This is a genomic window from Pantanalinema sp. (assembly GCA_036704125.1).
Classification (GTDB): domain Bacteria; phylum Cyanobacteriota; class Sericytochromatia; order S15B-MN24; family UBA4093; genus JAGIBK01.
In genome coordinates this window covers 1-16,217 of sequence record DATNQI010000006.1, presented here as the reverse complement: position 1 = coordinate 16,217, position 16,217 = coordinate 1, and the positions used below count along the sequence as shown (strand labels likewise).

The 16,217-nt window shown below is 71.1% G+C and carries 17 protein-coding genes and 1 tRNA gene; 10 read left to right on the top strand and 8 right to left on the bottom strand.

The annotated features are described in order from the left end of the window. The 3 genes from V6D00_00910 to V6D00_00900 all read left to right on the top strand — a co-directional run. Nucleotides 1–688 (top strand): M14 family zinc carboxypeptidase (locus V6D00_00910; protein ID HEY9897714.1); only part of this gene is annotated, 688 nt, incomplete at its 5' end. A 147-nt stretch (nucleotides 689–835) separates the two neighbouring features. Then, nucleotides 836–1,627, top strand: coding sequence for an Ig-like domain-containing protein (locus tag V6D00_00905; protein HEY9897713.1), 792 nt, complete (start codon nucleotides 836–838; stop codon nucleotides 1,625–1,627). Nucleotides 1,628–1,630: 3 nt separating this feature from the next. Then, entirely contained in the window at nucleotides 1,631–2,665 is a 1,035-nt protein-coding gene (locus V6D00_00900; protein HEY9897712.1) for a hypothetical protein, read from the top strand. 64 nt (nucleotides 2,666–2,729) lie between these two features. Here V6D00_00900 and V6D00_00895 read toward each other — a convergent pair whose 3' ends face one another. From V6D00_00895 to V6D00_00880, 4 genes are all read right to left on the bottom strand, one after another. Continuing rightward, nucleotides 2,730–3,728, bottom strand: a complete 999-nt coding sequence (locus V6D00_00895) for an IPT/TIG domain-containing protein (protein HEY9897711.1) — start codon at nucleotides 3,726–3,728, stop codon at nucleotides 2,730–2,732. 108 nt (nucleotides 3,729–3,836) lie between these two features. Then, entirely contained in the window at nucleotides 3,837–4,604 is a 768-nt protein-coding gene (locus V6D00_00890) for a tetratricopeptide repeat protein (GenBank protein HEY9897710.1), read from the bottom strand. Further along, nucleotides 4,601–5,578, bottom strand: a complete 978-nt coding sequence (locus V6D00_00885; protein HEY9897709.1) for a hypothetical protein — start codon at nucleotides 5,576–5,578, stop codon at nucleotides 4,601–4,603. Before V6D00_00885 ends, V6D00_00890 begins: the two co-directional genes overlap by 4 nt. After that, the gene (locus tag V6D00_00880; protein ID HEY9897708.1) at nucleotides 5,575–6,867 is read right to left on the bottom strand and encodes an EDR1-related protein; all 1,293 of its coding nucleotides are present in this window, start codon (nucleotides 6,865–6,867) and stop codon (nucleotides 5,575–5,577) included. Before V6D00_00880 ends, V6D00_00885 begins: the two co-directional genes overlap by 4 nt. A gap of 154 nt (nucleotides 6,868–7,021) precedes the next feature. Here V6D00_00880 and V6D00_00875 point away from each other — a divergent pair, with 154 nt between their 5' ends. Next, nucleotides 7,022–7,453: a hypothetical protein gene (locus V6D00_00875; protein HEY9897707.1), complete on the top strand. Its 432-nt coding sequence runs from the start codon at nucleotides 7,022–7,024 to the stop codon at nucleotides 7,451–7,453. A 1-nt stretch (nucleotide 7,454) separates the two neighbouring features. On the opposite strand, the gene gltX is transcribed toward V6D00_00875, so the two are convergent. Continuing rightward, nucleotides 7,455–8,906: a glutamate--tRNA ligase gene (gene gltX, locus V6D00_00870; GenBank protein HEY9897706.1), complete on the bottom strand. Its 1,452-nt coding sequence runs from the start codon at nucleotides 8,904–8,906 to the stop codon at nucleotides 7,455–7,457. 189 nt (nucleotides 8,907–9,095) lie between these two features. Here gltX and V6D00_00865 point away from each other — a divergent pair, with 189 nt between their 5' ends. Together V6D00_00865 and V6D00_00860 are read left to right on the top strand one after the other, a co-directional pair. Next, nucleotides 9,096–9,773 (top strand): helix-hairpin-helix domain-containing protein, encoded by a 678-nt coding sequence (locus V6D00_00865; GenBank protein HEY9897705.1) that lies wholly within the window; start codon nucleotides 9,096–9,098, stop codon nucleotides 9,771–9,773. Between the two features lie 119 nt (nucleotides 9,774–9,892). After that, complete coding sequence (locus tag V6D00_00860; GenBank protein HEY9897704.1) at nucleotides 9,893–10,579, top strand: hypothetical protein; 687 nt, start codon at nucleotides 9,893–9,895, stop codon at nucleotides 10,577–10,579. Between the two features lie 56 nt (nucleotides 10,580–10,635). On the opposite strand, the gene V6D00_00855 is transcribed toward V6D00_00860, so the two are convergent. The 3 genes from V6D00_00855 to V6D00_00845 form a co-directional block, all read right to left on the bottom strand. Next, nucleotides 10,636–10,708, bottom strand: a tRNA-Val gene (locus V6D00_00855). Nucleotides 10,709–10,739: 31 nt separating this feature from the next. Beyond that, nucleotides 10,740–11,540, bottom strand: a complete 801-nt coding sequence (locus V6D00_00850; protein ID HEY9897703.1) for a phosphatase — start codon at nucleotides 11,538–11,540, stop codon at nucleotides 10,740–10,742. Beyond that, nucleotides 11,533–13,155, bottom strand: a complete 1,623-nt coding sequence (locus V6D00_00845) for a trehalose-6-phosphate synthase (protein HEY9897702.1) — start codon at nucleotides 13,153–13,155, stop codon at nucleotides 11,533–11,535. The genes V6D00_00850 and V6D00_00845 overlap by 8 nt, the downstream gene beginning before the upstream one ends. A 212-nt stretch (nucleotides 13,156–13,367) precedes the next feature. Here V6D00_00845 and V6D00_00840 point away from each other — a divergent pair, with 212 nt between their 5' ends. From V6D00_00840 to V6D00_00825, 4 genes are all read left to right on the top strand, one after another. Beyond that, nucleotides 13,368–14,423 (top strand): glycosyltransferase family 4 protein, encoded by a 1,056-nt coding sequence (locus V6D00_00840; protein HEY9897701.1) that lies wholly within the window; start codon nucleotides 13,368–13,370, stop codon nucleotides 14,421–14,423. 114 nt (nucleotides 14,424–14,537) lie between these two features. Beyond that, nucleotides 14,538–14,813 carry a GlsB/YeaQ/YmgE family stress response membrane protein gene (locus tag V6D00_00835; GenBank protein ID HEY9897700.1) on the top strand — a complete coding sequence of 92 codons (276 nt, stop codon included), beginning with the start codon at nucleotides 14,538–14,540 and terminating at the stop codon, nucleotides 14,811–14,813. 101 nt (nucleotides 14,814–14,914) lie between these two features. Continuing rightward, nucleotides 14,915–15,229: a YtxH domain-containing protein gene (locus V6D00_00830; protein ID HEY9897699.1), complete on the top strand. Its 315-nt coding sequence runs from the start codon at nucleotides 14,915–14,917 to the stop codon at nucleotides 15,227–15,229. Between the two features lie 32 nt (nucleotides 15,230–15,261). Further along, nucleotides 15,262–16,176, top strand: coding sequence for a hypothetical protein (locus tag V6D00_00825; protein ID HEY9897698.1), 915 nt, complete (start codon nucleotides 15,262–15,264; stop codon nucleotides 16,174–16,176). The last annotated feature ends 41 nt before the right edge of the window (nucleotides 16,177–16,217 follow it).

Here is a 16,217-nt window from a genome sequence, read left to right as displayed (position 1 = left end):
GAGCACCGACCCCGAGAACGACACCTTCATGGGGGTCGCCGCCTTCTCGGAGCCCGAGACCCAGGCGGTCAAGAAGCTCGTGGGCAGCCGCAAGTTCACCTTCCTGATGACCTACCACAGCTTCAGCAACCTGATCCTGTGGCCCTGGGGCTTCTCGGACGCCCCGCCCCCCGACAAGCGCCTGCCGGCCATCGGCATGAAGCTGGGCGCCTTCTCGGGCTACAAGCCCCAGCAGTCCAAGGACCTCTACAAGACCTCGGGCGACACCACCGACTGGGCCTTCGGCGAGCTCGGGATCCTCTCGTACACCACCGAGATCGGCGGCTGGGGCGACAACTTCGATCCCCCCTACGCCAAGATGGCCCAGTTCTGGAACGAGAACCGCCCCGGCGCCATGTACCTGCTGAAGCTCGCCGACAACCCCGACGCGGTCTTCGGGCCCGCCCTGACCGGCGTCCAGGTCGCGAACGGCCAGGTACAGGTGCAGGCGAGCGCCCCCATCGCCCAGGTCGAGACCTTCGTCGGCCAGGCGGGTGCTCCCGGCACCGGCGCCAAGGTCCGCGCCCAGGGCACCAGGGCCGCCCTCGCCCTCCCCTCGAGCCTCGCCGAAAGCCGCCAGGTCGTCCTGGTCCGGGCCCAGGGCACCGACGGCAAGTGGGGCCCCGCCGAGGCCGTCTGGAGCCGCTAGGCGATACCCACCAATACCCAGCAATGGCGCCGGATCAGAACCTGATCCGGCGCCTTGGCTCGTAATGGGGATGGCACGGCGTTTCAAGGGCAAGCCGGCGGGTAAGAGATCGAGAAAGGGTCGCCCAGAACACAGGAGACCATGCCCATGCGCCGGCTCGGCATCCCCATCGTCCTCGCGCTCACCTGCGTGCTGACCGCCTGCCCCGAGAACGACGAGATCGCAGGCGACATCCCCGTCGCTACGCCCGCCCCGATCACCGGCGGCACCGACGGCAGCGGGATCGACGGCAACGTGAACAACGGCGGCGCCACCCCCCCACCGGCAGGGCCCACCCTCGTCGGCCTCCTGCTCTCCCCTTCGGCCGTGACGATCTCGAGCGATCCGCTCGCCGCCCCCGCCCTGCGCCAGGCCAAGCTGGACGTCTCGGCCCGCTACTCGGACCAGCGCGAGGTCCCGACCACCGCGGCGTGGTCGTGGGCGCCCAACCATGTCCTGCTCATCGCGCCGAACGGCACCGTCAAGGTCGCCGCGGAAAACTACGAGGGCACCGTCACGGTCACGGCGGCCTCGGGCTCCCACCTCGCCACCGCCTCGGTCCGCGTCACGGGCAGGCCCCTGGCGGTGACCTCCCTCGCCCTTTCCCCCGCGAGCCTCGAGCTGTACGCCCCCTCCTCCGACGGCGCGAACACCGCGGGCTACCCGACGACGGCCCAGCTCCGGCCCACCGTCACCCTGAGCGACCTCAGCACCGAGAGCGCCGTGGCCTGGGCGGTCTCGAACTCCGCGGTGGCGACCGTGAGCCCGAGCGGCCTGGTGACGACGCTCGGGGCGGGCAGCGCCACCCTGACCGCCAAGGCGACCAAGGATCCGACCAAGTCCGCCGTCTGCAACCTGACGGTCCTTGCCAAGAGCAAGGTCGATGTGATCGTGAGGTAGCGCATGCGCCCGTCGTCCCCACTCATGCTCGCCCTGCTCGCCCTTTCGATCGCGGGCTGCCGGCAGGCCCCGCTCTCGATCGCATCCGGCTCCTCCCAGGCGCCCGATGCGCCGAGCACCCAGGCCCCGCGCGCCAAGAGCGAGGTGTCGATCGGCGTCCAGTGGCCCTATCGGGCCCAGACGATCCCGACCAGCACCATGCGGCTGCGCCTCGCCTTCACCGGCCCCCAGCCCGAGCAGAACCCGGCGCCCATGGACGTCGCGCGCCCGGCGGGCGCGGCTCCCGTCAGCCTGGAGACCCTGGAGCTTGCGGCCGGCAACGGCTACCACCTGGTCATCACGGCCCACGACGGCGACGGCCTCGTGATCGCCGAGGGCAGCGCCGACTTCGACGCGCCGGCCAACACCCGGGTGCCGGTCCAGGTGGAGCTCGCCCCCAAGGCCACCCCCGAGGTCACCGGCTTCAGCCCGACCAACGGCGGCCCCGGCGTGGCGGTGCTGATCGAGGGCAATCAGCTGGGCCTGGAGCGGGGCCTCATCCCCGGCTTCACCTTCGGATCGGGCGGCCAGACCGCCCAGGGCACCGCGCAGGGTCAGGCGAGCGTGTCGGTCTTCGTGCCGGCCGGCGCCCGCACCGGGGCCCTCACCCCCGTCGCGGACGGCGTGATCGGGCCGCCCAGCGGCACGACCTTCACCGTCCTCTCGGCCCTCGGGATCGCCCCCTCGAGCTGGACCCTCTCGCTCTCGGCCACCGACAGCGCCGACTTCACGGCACAGGCGACCACCGACGCGGGGGTGGGCTTCTTGTCGCCCACGGTGACGTGGGGCCTGAGCATGCCCGCTTCCGCCCCGGGCGAGCCCGCGCCGGAAACCTCGCCCGACCCCGAGGCGAGCCCCGAGCCGCCCCTTTTCCTGCCTTCGATCGGCGCCGTCGATCAAGCGGGGCGCTTCGTCCCGAGCGGGGCCACCGGCTCGGCCACCCTCTGGATCCACTCGGGCAACCTGTCGGCCACGGCCTCGATCACCGTCACGCCCTGATCGTCACGAGGCGAAGGCCCCGCGTCTCGTCGGACGCGGGGCCTTCGCCCTTCGGACCCGAGAGTCAGCGATCGATCGAGGAGATGGCGATCTCGGCGCTCGAGAGGACGACGTAGGTGGGCACGCCGTAGGTCGCCCCGTCCACGGTGACGGCGAGCGGACCGCTCTTGGCACTCAGCGGGATGCTGCAGGTCGCCGTCTGGCGATCGGCCGAGACCCAGACGCTCGAGGCCGCCACCCCGTTGAGGGTGACGACGTTGTTGGCGGGGTTGGAGCTGAACGTGAGGCCCTTGATCGTGAGGGTCTGCCCCACGCTCGCACCCGTCGCCGCCGGGGGCGTCAGGTTGAGGGTGGAGGCCCCGCTGTTGGAGAGGACGAAGGAGTCGCTGCCGCTCTCGTAGGCGATGCCGGCGAGCGGATCGCGGTCCTGGCTCAGGGCCGCCTGCACCATGCCGTAGACCTGGTGGTACTCGGCGTTTTTCAGGTGGGGGTAGTCCGCCTTGGCGTTGAAGGTGTCGGCGGTGGTCGGCGAGAGGGTGGGGTCGGGCACGTTGTAGGCGAGCTTGCCCATCAGGCCGATCGCGTCCACCGCCACGGCCGGGAACTTGCCGCGGTGATTGACGATCACCGAGACGGCGGTGCTGCCCTCGGTGACGTTCATGACCTCCCCGGTCAGGGAGACCCACTTCCCGTCCTGGTACCGAACGAGGGTGCGTACGCGGGCCGCGGGCTTGCCGGCCGAGTTGGAGTCGAGACCCTTGATCGCCTCGACGTAGTAGCTCGCGCTCGCGCTCGGCCGGAAGGACCGGCCGAAGACCAGGCTGAACTTGCCCTCGGTCGTGGTGACGTTTGAGGCGATCGCGCGGTTATCCGCGACGTCGATCAGGCTGACGGTGGCCGCGTCGGCGACCTGGCCCATGGAGGTGGCCTGCGCCCGGTAGCCCAGGGCCGCCATGCGGACCTGCCCGACGAGCTCGGGCGCGAGGGGGGCCTCCTGGGTCGGAAGCAGGGCGCAGCCCGACGCCGCGAGCAGCAGCGAAACCCCCAGCCAACGTCTCTTCATCGGATTTCCCCCATGCCGGGCACGGCCTGAAACGAACAGGCGCCACCCGAGATCCATATACCGAGCAAGGGCGCAAATCTAACGCCCATGGGGCCTTGCGCCTCGGGATCAGGACAGCGAGGAAATGGCGATCGCCCGGCCCTCCTGGACCGCGGGGGTGTCGAAGCCCGCCTCGGCCGCCAGCCGATAGCTGCGCTCGGCCTCGACCCAGCGGCCCTGGCGCAGGTGGAGCCAGGCGGCAAGGGCCAGGGCCTCGCCGAACTCGGGGGAGAGGGCCAGCACCAGAGCGAGCGCCTCCTCGGCGCGCGCGTAGGCGCCCCGATCGGCCCACTCGCGCGCGAGGTTCAGGGCCGAGACCGGGTCCTCGGGGCAGGCGCGGCGCGCGCGCTCGAAGCACGCGATCGCCCCGTCGGCGTCGCCCTGGGCCGAGAGCAGCACGCCGAGATTGTTGTGGGCCTGCACGCACAGGGGCTCGTGCCGCAACAGCTCCTGGTACTCCCGGACGGCCCCCGCCACGTCCTCCTTGGCGACCAGGAGCAGCGCCAGGTTGTAACGGGCGGCGACCCGCAGGGGCTCCTGCACCAGCACGGCCCGGTAGTCCGCGACGGCCCCCTCGAGATCCCCCGCGCGATCGCGCGCGGCCGCAAGCAAGCAACGGATCCGGGTGCTGCCGCTCGAGGCCGCAAGCGCCGCCTCGAAGGCGGCGACCGCCTCGAGGGGCCGATCCGCGCGCAGCAGGACGTGGCCCTTGATCAAGTAGAGCTCGGTCGCGCGCGGGGCCGAGTAGAGGCCCTGGAGGCAGGCGCGCAGGGCCCCGTCGTGGTCCTCGCGCGCAAGGGCCTCGAGGGCCATGAGCCGGGCGGTCCTGAGGTTCATGGCGCGCCCGCCTCGATCGAACGGCGCAAGTCGGCGATGAAGTCGGCCCAGCCCGCGTAGCCCGCGTCCACGTCCAGGCCGTCGGAGGAACGGCGCAGGCGCAGGGCCTTGAGCAGCACGGCCGCAAGCTCGCTCGAGATGAGGATCGACAGATCCTCCAGCCGCGGCATGTGGCGCAGGGCCTGGGCGTAGCGCCCGCGCCCCGAGGCCATCAGGGTGTCCATCCATACCTGGAAGGCCGCCGTGGTGCGCTGCGGCGGGAAGGGCAGATCGACGCTCAGGGGCATGACCCCCGCGAGCGCCTCCACCATCATCAGGGCGAGCGCGCCCCGATCGTCGGGCATGAGGTAGGGGTAGTAGGCGGGGGTGGTGACGAGGGTGCGCGAGCCGAGCGGAGCGCCCTCGGCCGCCGCGCAGGAGGGGTCGATCAGGCGGAAGCCCCCCTCGGCGTCCAGGAGCACGTTGTCGGGCTTGAGGTCGCCGTGGAAGGGAAGGCGGCCTTCCCGGTGGCGCAGGGCGAGGGCCTCGGCGATCGCGACGAACAAAGAGAGCGGGATGCGGGCGCGGCGCGTAAGGCGGCTGCGCATGGTCTCGCCCTCGATAGCCTCCAGGACGAGGTAGGCCCGGGCCCCCAGGTGGCCCATGGCCAGCACCCGCGGGAAGAGCGGATCCGCGAGGCGCTGCAGGAGGCGGCCCTCGCGCGAGAGGATCTGGCTGGGAGTGAGCCCGCTGGTGCCGAGCCCGCCGGTGTGGAAGGCGATGGGCTGCGCGAAGCGAAAGGCGAGGGTCCCGCCGCCGAAGGGGTTGGGACTCGCGCGCTTGGCGAGCTTGAGGATCGCCTCGCTCCCGTCGGGCAGGCGAACCCGGTAGACCTTCGAGAAGCCCCCCTCGCCGACCAAGGCCAGGATGACGTGGCCGTCGAGCAGGTCTCCGGTGGCGAGGCGCTGGGTGGTGGTGGCCCTCGAGCGGCTCATGGCGCGCCCCCCGCTTCGGCGCGGTAGTAGCGCTCGGTGCGCGGGTCGGTCAGGGAGACGAGCGCCTGCTCGGGAAGCCGCGAGAGGTCCACCAGCACCCTCAAAGCCTCGGCTCCCTGTGCGAGGGTCACCTCGTTCCAGGCGTGGCCTCCGGGGATCAGGCCCGCCGCGCCGCGCACCAGCGCGCAGGAGAGCTCCGCCTCGTCGGCGAGGACCTGGAAGAGGAGGGCGCGATGGCGCGAAAGGCCCCCGCCCAGGGCGCGGTCCACCTCGCCGATGAGCAGGGGGCGAGCGCGAAGGGTCGAGGCCGCGAGCACCACCCGGGCCTCGATGCGACCGACCGGACCTCCGAGCTGATCGTAGACGTAGCGCACCAGGTCCTTGAGGCGCGCGAGCGGCTCCTGGGCGCGAAGGTCGCGGGCGTAGGCCAGGTGGCGCCGCAGGGCGGGATCGCACACGCGATCGACCACCAGCACCTCGCGCCGGGCCGATACCGGCCAGGCGTCCTCGTCGAGGGTCGCGCCGCGGCCCGCGTCCGAAAAGCCGTCGTGGAGGCGCCCCTCCAGGCGGTGGGTCAGGGCGAAGGCCCGGCGCTGGGCACGGGCCTCGGACGAGGCCTCGACGCTCGGCCGCACCGCGCTCTCGACCGCATCGCCCGCGGCCCCCAGCCACTCCCGGTTGGCCGTGACGAACTGCTCGGCCGTGAGCTGCTTGCGGCCGACCCCCGGCTTCTCGACCAGGAGGCGATCGCCTTTCATGCCGCCGGTCCGCCAGCCCGGATCGAGGGCACCGCTCGAGCGCGGCACCTGGACGGCGAGGCCCTCCGGCACCAGGTGCAGGTTGTGCCGCAGCAGCTCCTCCAGGCTCAGGAGCTTGCTGAGCGCCCCGTGCTCCGAGGCCCGGGTGACGAGCACCTGGCCGGAGGGGGTGCGCGACTTGAGGGTCCAGGCCGGATCCAGCTCGCCGCCCGCGCGCATGACCGCCACCTGCACGTCGGCGGCGAGCTCGAAGGGCTGGCGCAGCGTCACGGGCTGGGCCGAATCGGCCTCGGCCGGGCGCGGCCTGAGCGGGGCGGGGGCCTCCTCGCGGCCGAAGCGCGAGAAGTAGACCCCGTGCTGCACGTCGGTGCGGTAGCCGTCGAACATCAGGCCGGAAAGGCGCGCCCAGAAGGGCTCCTCCTCGCGGAAGAGCTCGCGGGGCGTGTCGCCCTCCACCATCGCCTCGTAAGAGAGACGCCCGAGCAGGACGGGGTGGGCGGGAAGCAGGTGGTGCTCCGGGGTGGCTGACATGGGGCCTTCCCTCACAGGGGGTGCGCGGGGGTCTCTCTACCTATACCGCAAAGCTCGATCGCTAAAAACGTCTCCCCTTCGGTTTCCGACTTTACGCCAGGCGCCGCCGGGGGTATGATTGGAACATCCGTTCTAATCGCCCGGAGGGATCGCCATGCTCGGAACTACCCCTCGCTTCGACTCCCTCTCCGCGCAGGAGGGCAAGCGCCTCAAGAGCCAGCTCAAGGTCTACCTGCGCGACTACGCGTCGCTTTCAGCCGACGAGATCGCCGCGATCTGGCACGACGAGCAGACCGTGCTCGCCGAGGGCACCTGGCTCGTGCCTTACCTCGAGGCCGACGCCTGGCGGCGCGAGGTGCCCAGGGCGATCGCCCAGCTTTCGCGCGAGGCCGCTCAGAAGACCCGCGCCAAGGGGATCCGGCAGGAGGCCAAGGAGCGCCACCTGGACCGGCAGCCCGCCACCGACAAGCAGCAGAACTACCTCAGGAAGCTCACAAAGAAGCGACCGGAGCTGCTGCCGGCCCCGGTCGAGTCGCTCTCCAAACTTCAGGCGAGCCGCCTGATCAAGCTCGCCTTGCAGTCCTGATCTAGACCGCCGCGGGCATCCTCTCCAGGGCCGCCCTCAGGCGCTCGGCGCACAGCTCGGGGCCCATCAGGTAGGCGGTCTCGAACATGCCGGGGCTGACGTTGGTGCCGGCCAGGGCCACGCGCGCGGGCTGGATCACCGCCCCCGCCTTGACGCCCCGCTCGATCGCAAGATCCCTGAACACCCCCTCGATGGTCGCCTGATCCCAGGGCTGCGCCAGGGGCAGGCGCTCGGCGAGCGCCTCGATGATCGGTCGGTTCTCGAGGGTGAGGAACTTGGCGACGGCCTCTTCGTTGTAGGGGATGGCCGTGTCGAAGAAGAAGATCGAATACGTCACCAGCTCCTCCAGGGTCCGAGCGCGCTCCTTGAGCAGGTCGACCAGGCTCTTGAGCCAGGCGTCGGTGTGGCGCTCCTTGAGCCAGCCGCGCTCCTGCCACCGGGGCTTGAGGCGCTCGGCCAGAAGCTCGGAGGGCAGCTGGCGCATCCAGACGCCGTTGAGCCAGTCGAGCTTCGCCTGGTCGAAGACCGCCGCGGTGTTGTTGATGCCCTTCACGTTGAACTTGGCGATCAGGTCCTCGAGCGAGAAGACCTCGTCGTCGCCGTGGGCCCAGCCGAGGCGGGCCAGGTAGTTGAGCATGGCCTCGGGCAGGTAGCCCTCGTCGTGGTAGGCCATCACCGAGGTCGCCCCGTGCCGCTTGGAGAGGCGGGTCCGGTCGGAGCCGAGGATCATGGGGATGTGGCCGAACCTGGGCGGGGTGAGGCCCAGGGCCTGGTAGATCATCAGCTGCTTGGGGGTGTTGGAGAGGTGGTCGTCCCCGCGCAGCACGTGGGTGATCGCCATGGTGGCGTCGTCGATCACCACCGCGTAGTTGTAGGTGGGCACCCCGTCGGCCTTGACCAGGACGAAGTCGTCGAAGATGGCGTTCTGGAAGGTGACGTCGCCGTGGATCAGGTCCTCGACCACCGTCTGGCCCTCGACGGGCGCCTTGAAGCGCAGAACGGGCGTGCGGCCCTCCTCGCGAAGGCGCTGGGCGATCTCGGGCAGCAGGTTGCGGCAGCGGCCCCGGTAGAGGAAGCCCTCGCCCTTGGCCTGGGCCTCGGCGCGCATGGCGTCCAGCTCGTCCTTGGTGCAGAAGCAGTGGTAGGCGTGGCCCTCGTTGACCAGCTGCTCCGCGTAGCGCCGGTAGGTGTCGAGGCGCTCCATCTGGAAGTAGGGGGCGTAGGGGCCGCCGACGCCGGGGCCCTCGTCCCAGTTGAGGCCGAGCCAGGTCATGCCGTCGAGGATGGCCTGGACCGACTGCTCGGTCGAGCGGGCCACGTCGGTGTCCTCGATGCGCAGCACGAAGGTGCCGCCCATGTTGCGGGCCAGAAGCCAGTTGAACAGCGCCGTGCGGGCGCCGCCGAGGTGCAGGTAGCCGGTGGGGCTGGGGGCGAAGCGAACGCGAATACTCAAGGGTCGTCTCCTGGGGGGGCGTGGGGCGAAGCTCCATTGTAGCAAAACCGACCAGGCAGGGTCGCAAGGCGCCGAGCGTCCCTTGCGGGAGCCGCTTCACATTTCGTAACATGACACAGCCCATGACCGCCCGACGGGAAGCCTCCGTCACGGCGCGCTCAGCCCCACCACTGCCGAGGGAGAATGCCGATGCTCAATCAGGAGACGCTCGCCGCGCTCGATCGCATGCCGGGCGCCGAGGTGATCTGCCCGGACGGGACCGCCGGCCAGCTCGAGATGCTCGGGGTGCGTCCCCACAGCGACGAGATCACCCACCTGATCGTCCGGCGCGGCTTCCTGTTCCAGCGCGACCTGCTGGTGCCGGCCGACCTGGTCGAGGCGATCGCGCCCGAGACCAACACCGTCCAGCTCACCCCCTCCCTCAGCGAGGTCGCCGCCCTGAGCCCCTACGAGGGCAAGCATGAGGCCTGGCAGACCGCCGTCGGCGCGACGCTCGGCGGGGTGCTCGGCGTGGCCCTGAGCCTCGCGACCCTGCCCCTGCGCCTGCCCTTCGAGTTCTTCCTGCGCGGCTGGCAGCAGCGCCGCCAGGAGGCCCAGGACAGGATCGTGCAGGCCGCGCGCCGGGCGCGCGCCCAGGACCTCCTGGAGCACCGCGTCTTCGACCGGAGCGTGGCCGAGCCGCCCCTCGCTATCGACCTCAACCGCGCAAGCGCCCAGGAGCTCGCCCAGGTCCGCGGGATCGGCGCGCCGCTGGCCGACGAGATCATCCGCCACCGCCCCTTCGCCTCCTTCGACCAGCTCGCGCACATCCCCGGCCTCTCCGCTTCCACTCTCTCTCGCCTCAAGGAGGTCGGGACGATCTCGTGAGTTTGGCCCAAGGACCTCTGCGATCCGGCCGTGGCAAACCGAACGAGCAAGCCTTAGGATCCTCGGTATCGCAGCCTCCACGCCGCCCGCTCCCCCAGCGCTCGACGGAGGCTGCCGCCATGCGTCCATCCCTTGCCCTTCGCGCGCGCCGCGTCGCGTGCCTGGTCGGCGTCCTGACCCTCGGCCACGGGGAGATCCCCGCGCTCGCGCAGGACGCACCGCTTGCGCCCTTCACCCCCCACGTGGGCGACGAGCTGCGCTACGCCCTCACCAGCGGCGACTCGTTCGTCATGCGGGTGGTCAAGACCCGATCCGAGGAGGGCCGCACCCTGGCCCTGGTCGAAGAGAGCCATTCGCAGGAGGGCACCGAGGCGCGCGAGCGCATGACGTGGGTGCGCACCGAGCAGGGCATGGCGCTGGTGCTCGGCGCCCCGGACGACGCGAGCATGGAGCAGTCGCCGCTCATCTGCTACGTCGCCAAGGCCTCCCCCAAAGACACCTGGACGGCCCAGTCGGGGCGGTACCGGGACACGGACGGGGCGGTGAGCGAGTTCCGCATCTTCGCCAGGCTCGAGGCCATCGAGACCGTCACCGTGCCCGCGGGCACCTTCGCGGGCTGCCACCGCATCGCCTACCAGGCCGCCATCCGGGGCGAGGGGGCGAGCGAGCGCACCCGCATGCAGCTGTGGTTCAAGCCCGACCTGGGCATCGTCAAGACCCGCTCGGTCCAGGGCGAGACCGTGACCGAGACCGCCCTCACCGGCTACCGGACCGCCTCCTTCGGCCAGGGCGGCGCGCGGCCCTAGCGGCGGCGCCTCGTAGCTCATGACAAAAGCCCCCGCGCTCGGGGCGCGGGGGCAAGTGGGCGGTGGGGGACTCGAACCCGCGACCACCTCGGTGTAAACGAGGCGCTCTACCAACTGAGCTAACCGCCCGGCTCTCGAGCGTCAGGCGCTCCTCACCAGTCTAGCACAACCGCGGCGCCGGCAGGGCCTCGACCATCTCGACGAAGAGGTCGGCGAGCCGGGCGGTGATCGCGTTCGGGCGGTTGTCGAACAGGGGCACCACCACGAGGGGCTCGGCGCCGAGCTGCTTGGCGACCGCGAGTGCCGGATCGTTGGTGTCCATGACGGCGATGGTCGGTATGCAGGCGTTGATCGCGGCCCCCGCGTGGCCGTGGTCGCCCACCACCAGGTCGATCCCCGCGCCCCAGGTCGCGATCACCTGCTCCATGGGGCGCGTGGCGTGGCCGTGCAGCACCCCGCAGGTGTCGCTGGTGACCGCCACGTCCCCCACGTAGTCCAGGACCCAGTCCACCCCGACCGGCACGCCGACCTCCCCCTGGACGATCCGGGCGCCGCGCGCGCGGGCGTAGGCCGCCAGGCGGTTGTAGAACGAGATCATGCTGCCCGGGTGGCCCGTCCCGAAGGCGATCGTCCCGCCCTGCGCCACCACCCGGGCGAAGAGGCGAGCGGCCTCCACCAGGCCGTCGCGGGCCGAGCGGGGCCTGATCTCGCCCTTTTCCCCCAGGAAGGCCTCGGGGCTCCCATGGCCGTTCGCGCGGGCCATGACCGCCACCACCCCCGCCTCGTCCAGGAGGCCTCGCCGGGCGGCCTGGGCGACCCGCTCGATCCCGAAGGTGTAGAAGGCCACCCCGTCGAGCAGCAGCCGAATCGCCCTCAGGTTGGCCTCGCGCGAGTTGGGCACCGGGCCCGCGAGGCCCCACTCCAAGAGGCGCGCCTCGATCGCGTCGGACCGCTCAGGCATCTCTGGAGCGCTCCTTTCCCTCGCGCCGGGCGGGCTCGGTAGCGGGCAACCAGGGCCCCGCCACCCAGAACCGCCCTCGGACGGGGGCCTGCGCCTCGCTGATGTCCGAGAGCTGCGCGTACACCCAGCGAAAGACGGGGTTCGCCTCGATCCGGCGCCGCAACAGACCCTGCAGCCGCTCGCGCTGGAGCAGGGGCATGGTCAAGGCCTGCTTGAGGGCGTCGGCCATCCCCACCAGGTCGTAGGGGTTGATGGAAAGCGCCCCGTCCGAGAGCTCCTCGCAGGCGCCGGCCGTCTCGGACAGGAGCAGCACGCCCTTGCGCTGGTTGACGATGGGGCCCTCCTTGGCCACCAGGTTCATGCCGTCGGCGAGGCTGTTGACCAGGAGCACGTCGTAGTGCTTCATGACCGCGATCGCCCGGGCGTAGTGGTTGTCGAAGCTGAAGGCGACGGGCTCCCAGCCCCACCGCCTGAAGCGCCGGTTGATGGCCTCCGCCCGGGCCTTCAGCCGGTCGAGGTAGTCGCGGTAGCCCTTGGCGCCCTGGCGGCTCGCGGGCAGGACCCCCCAGAACCGGACCTTGCCGTGGTACTGGGGGTGGTGGTCGAGGAAGAGCTCGAAGGCCTTGAGGGAGCGAAGGATGTTCTTGCTGGGGTCGGTGCGCGCCACCTGGACCAGGTTGAGGGTCTGGTGGATCCGCCCCTCGACCAGCTTCTTCTCCTGCTCGGCGACCTCGGGGGAGGTGGAGAAGCGCCTCAGCTCCTCGGGGTCGATGGAGATGGGGTAGGCCCTGACCGAGACCTCCCGGCCCTGGTAGGCGACACGGCCCTCGAGGGCGTCGGCCTCGACCCCCAGGAGGTCCTCGCATGTCAGGCAGAAGTTCTTGACGTAGCGCGGGGTGTGGAAGCCGACGATCTCGCAGCTCAGGAGGCTCTTCAGGAGCTCCTCGCGGATGGCGCCCGGCAGCTGCCGCCAGGCGTCGCTGCTGGGCCAGGCGATGTGGGTGAAGTGCTGGATGAAGGCCTCGGGCAACAGCCTGCGCAGGAAGAGCGGCACCAGGTAGAGGTGGTAGTCCTGGACCAGGACCACCGGGCGCCGCCCGGGCGATCGCGCGGCCTCGCGCGCGATCGCCCGGGCGAACGAGAGGTTGACCTGGCGGTAGGATTCCCAGGCCTGCCAGGCGCGCTCGTCGAACTCGGGGTGCTCGGGCGCGTTGGTGATGCCGTGCTGCAGGAACCACAGGAGCGAGTTGGAGACGTCGTCGTAGTAGGCGCTGAAGCACGCGGGATCGGACGGCACGAAGGCGAGCCGCAGGCGCTTCTCGCCCATGGGCACGGTGAGGTTGCCGCCGGCCTCCTGGTGAGCGCGCGCGTCGTCGTCAGAGAGCGGCGAGGCCACCCAGGTGGTGTCCAGCACCTCGACCATGGAGCTCATGGCCGTCACCAGCCCCCCCTGCCCCCGCCGGTGGGTCAGGCGCCCCTGGGGATCGCGCCGGAACTCCACCGGTCCCCGGTTGGAGGCGACGATCAGGTTGCACCCGGCCAGATCGTCCCGGCAGAGGCCGGCGATCGCCGCGCGGTAGTCGGTGGGAGCCGCATCTCTCGTCGTTCGTCTCACCCGAGCCTCCTTGTTTCGTCCGACCGGAGGGCCAGCGCCGGCCCTTAAATGATGAAGTTTCATTAAGAACAGGCGTTCATACCCTAGCACGGGGGCGCGGCGCGAAACAACCCAAGCACGCTCCCTTGCCCCCCGGGATGAGCAGACGAGCGGGGGTTTACAGGGTCCCGGGCCGCCCCTATGCTCCGCTCACTCACCGAGAGGAGGGATCCGTGCGAATCGGCCTGCTGGCCCCGGTGGCCCTGAGCGTCCCCCCCGTGGGCTACGGAGGCACCGAGCTCGTCGTCTCCATGCTCGCCGACGGCCTGGTTTCGCGCGGGCACCGGGTCACCCTCTTCGCCTCGGGCGACTCGCGCACCCGAGCCGAGCTGCGCGCCCTTCACCCCCGGGCCCTCACCCCCCTCGGCTTCGACACCAAGGAGCGCTACGTCCCCCTGGAGGAGGCGCACGCCCGGTGGAGCCTGGCCCAGGCCGAGGGCCTCGATCTGATCCACGACCACACCAAGACCCAGGGGGTGCTGCTCGCGAGCGAAGCGACGGTCCCCGTCGTCACCACGATCCACAACGACTTCACCCCCGAGCGCCGCGGCGTCTACCTTTCGCACCGCGAGCACCGCTACGTGAGCATCTCGCGCGCCCAGGCCGCTCGCCTCGAGGCGCTCAACTACGTGGGCACCGTCCACAACGGCATCGACCTCGGTGCTGCGCGGCCAACGGCCCGCAAGGAGAACTACCTGCTCTTCCTGGGGCGGCTGTGCGAGGCCAAGGGGACCCACACCGCCATCGCGCTCGCCAAAACGCTCGGCATCCCCCTGGTGCTCGCCGGCAAGGTCGACCCGGCCGATCGGGCGTACTTCGAGGCCGAGGTGGCCCCCCACCTCGGCGATCCGCTGATCAGCTTCGTGGGCGAGGTCCACGGCCCGGCCAAGTGGGACCTGCTCTCGCGCGCCCGGTGCCTGGTCTTCCCGATCCAGTGGGAAGAGCCCTTCGGGCTGGTGATGATCGAGGCCATGGCCTGCGGCACCCCGGTGGTGGCCACTCGCCGCGGCTCGGTGAGCGAGGTGGTCCGGCCCATGGTCAGCGGCTGGATCGCGGACGACCTCGCGGGGCTTGCCGAGGGGGTGGCGCGCGCCGGGCGCATCCCGGCCGAGCGCTGCCGGCGCTGGGTCGAGGAGAACTTCAGCGCCCGGGCGATGGTCGAGGGGTACCTCGCCGTCTACGCGCGGGTCCTGGCCAGCCCCTCCGGGGGCCCGGGGCACGGCGCCTGATGGTCGATCGTTGCAGATCGCAAAGGCCCCTGCTAGTCTTCACGAATCTTCACGTCCCTTTGCGGGACGCTCCCGCACCGCTCCAGGCGACGGGCCTTCCGAAGGAGGTGGCAGGTGTTAGGTTTTCTGGTGATGTTGTTGGTCGCGGCCATCGCGGGCTTCATCGGTGACGCCATCGCCCCCGGGTCGATCCCGGGCGGCTGGGTGGGGGCGATCATCGCGGGGCTGGTGGGCTCGGCGGTCGGAGGCTACCTGTTCGGGCTGTTGCGCCTGCCGGCGGGCCCCGAGATCGGCGGGCTCGCCATCGTTCCCTCGATCATCGGCGCGGCGCTGGTGGTCTGGCTCTACGGGGTCATCTCGGGCCAGATGGGGCACCGCAAGGGGTACTAAGGCGGCTGACAAAACTGTTCCCTTGGCCGCCCCCGGGGCGGCCGATGATCGACACATGCCTGGTTTTGTTGGGTGCTCTAAGCCCTCGTAAGGAGGACGCGATGAACCGGTGGTCGGCAACCCTGCTGGGTGCGCTAATCGGGGCGGGGGCGGCGATCCTGCTCTCCCCGGATTCCGGAGCGAGGACCCGCCGCAGGCTCAGGGCGAACGTCGAGGCGTTGCAGGATCGCACCCAGCGGCAGTGGCGCGAGGGGCGCATGCGCATCACCGAGCTCGTCAGGAGCTCGCAGGAGCGCGCCGACGAGATCGCTTCGCGGCTCGACGAGGACCTCTCCCGGGAGCGTCCTCAGCAGCGAAGAGCGGATCGCATGGCCCCGCCTCAGGAGCCGCCCGGGCCCGAGCGCGGCATCCAGTAGCGCCGCGCCTGGCTAGAGAAGGAGAGGAACGTATGCCTGCACAAATCACGGGCTGGGGCGCGGCCGCATGGGCCGCCACCGGCGCGGCGCTCGCCAACCTCCTGGGATGGCTTCCCAACCTGCTCGGGGCGATCGTCGTCCTCCTGGTGGGCTGGTGGATCGCGGGCCTCCTGGGCAAGCTGACCGACCGAGCCCTCGACGCGATCCACTTCGATCGGTGGATGGCCCGCGCCCACGTGGACGAGGCGATCGCCCGCTCCGGCATGCGGATCGAGCCGAGCAACCTCGTCGGAAACCTGGTCAAGTGGCTGGTCTTCCTGGTCGCCGTCCTGGTGGCCTCGGACGCCCTGGGCCTGCCGCAGGTGACCGCGGCGCTCAACGCGCTGATCGGCTACATCCCCAACGTCATCGCGGCGGTGCTGATCGTCGGCTTCGGCGCGGTGCTCGCGACCTTCGTCAACAACCTCGTCCGCAGCGCGCCCCTGGCCGGCTCCCACCTGCTGGGGCAGGTGGCCTACTACGCGGTGCTGGTGTTCGCGGTCATGGCGGCCCTGACCCAGCTCAACATCGCCCCCGGCCTGATCCAGACCCTATTCACCGCGCTGATCGGCTCGGTGGCGGTGGCCGCCGCCCTCGCCTTCGGGCTGGGCCTGCGGCACCAGGCCGCGGATTTGGCCACCTCACTCGCCGTCCGGCAGCTGTGCAGGGTGGGGGAGAGCCTGAGCCTGAGGGACGAGGACGGCTCGGTCGTGGCCGGTCGGATCGAGGCCATCGGCCCCACCATGACCCGGCTTGCGACCGACGAGGGGGCGGTGCTCGTCCCCAACCGGCAGCTCACCGAGCACGTGACCACCCTCTACAAGGGGGCGATCCCCAGCCGGCTCAACGTCACCCGCCTGCAGGAGACAACCAGCGAGCAAGCGACGAAGAAGCCCCCGCTCGTCTAGCCCGATTGGACTTCGAGGGGGGCGGCGCGCGCCGCCCCCCT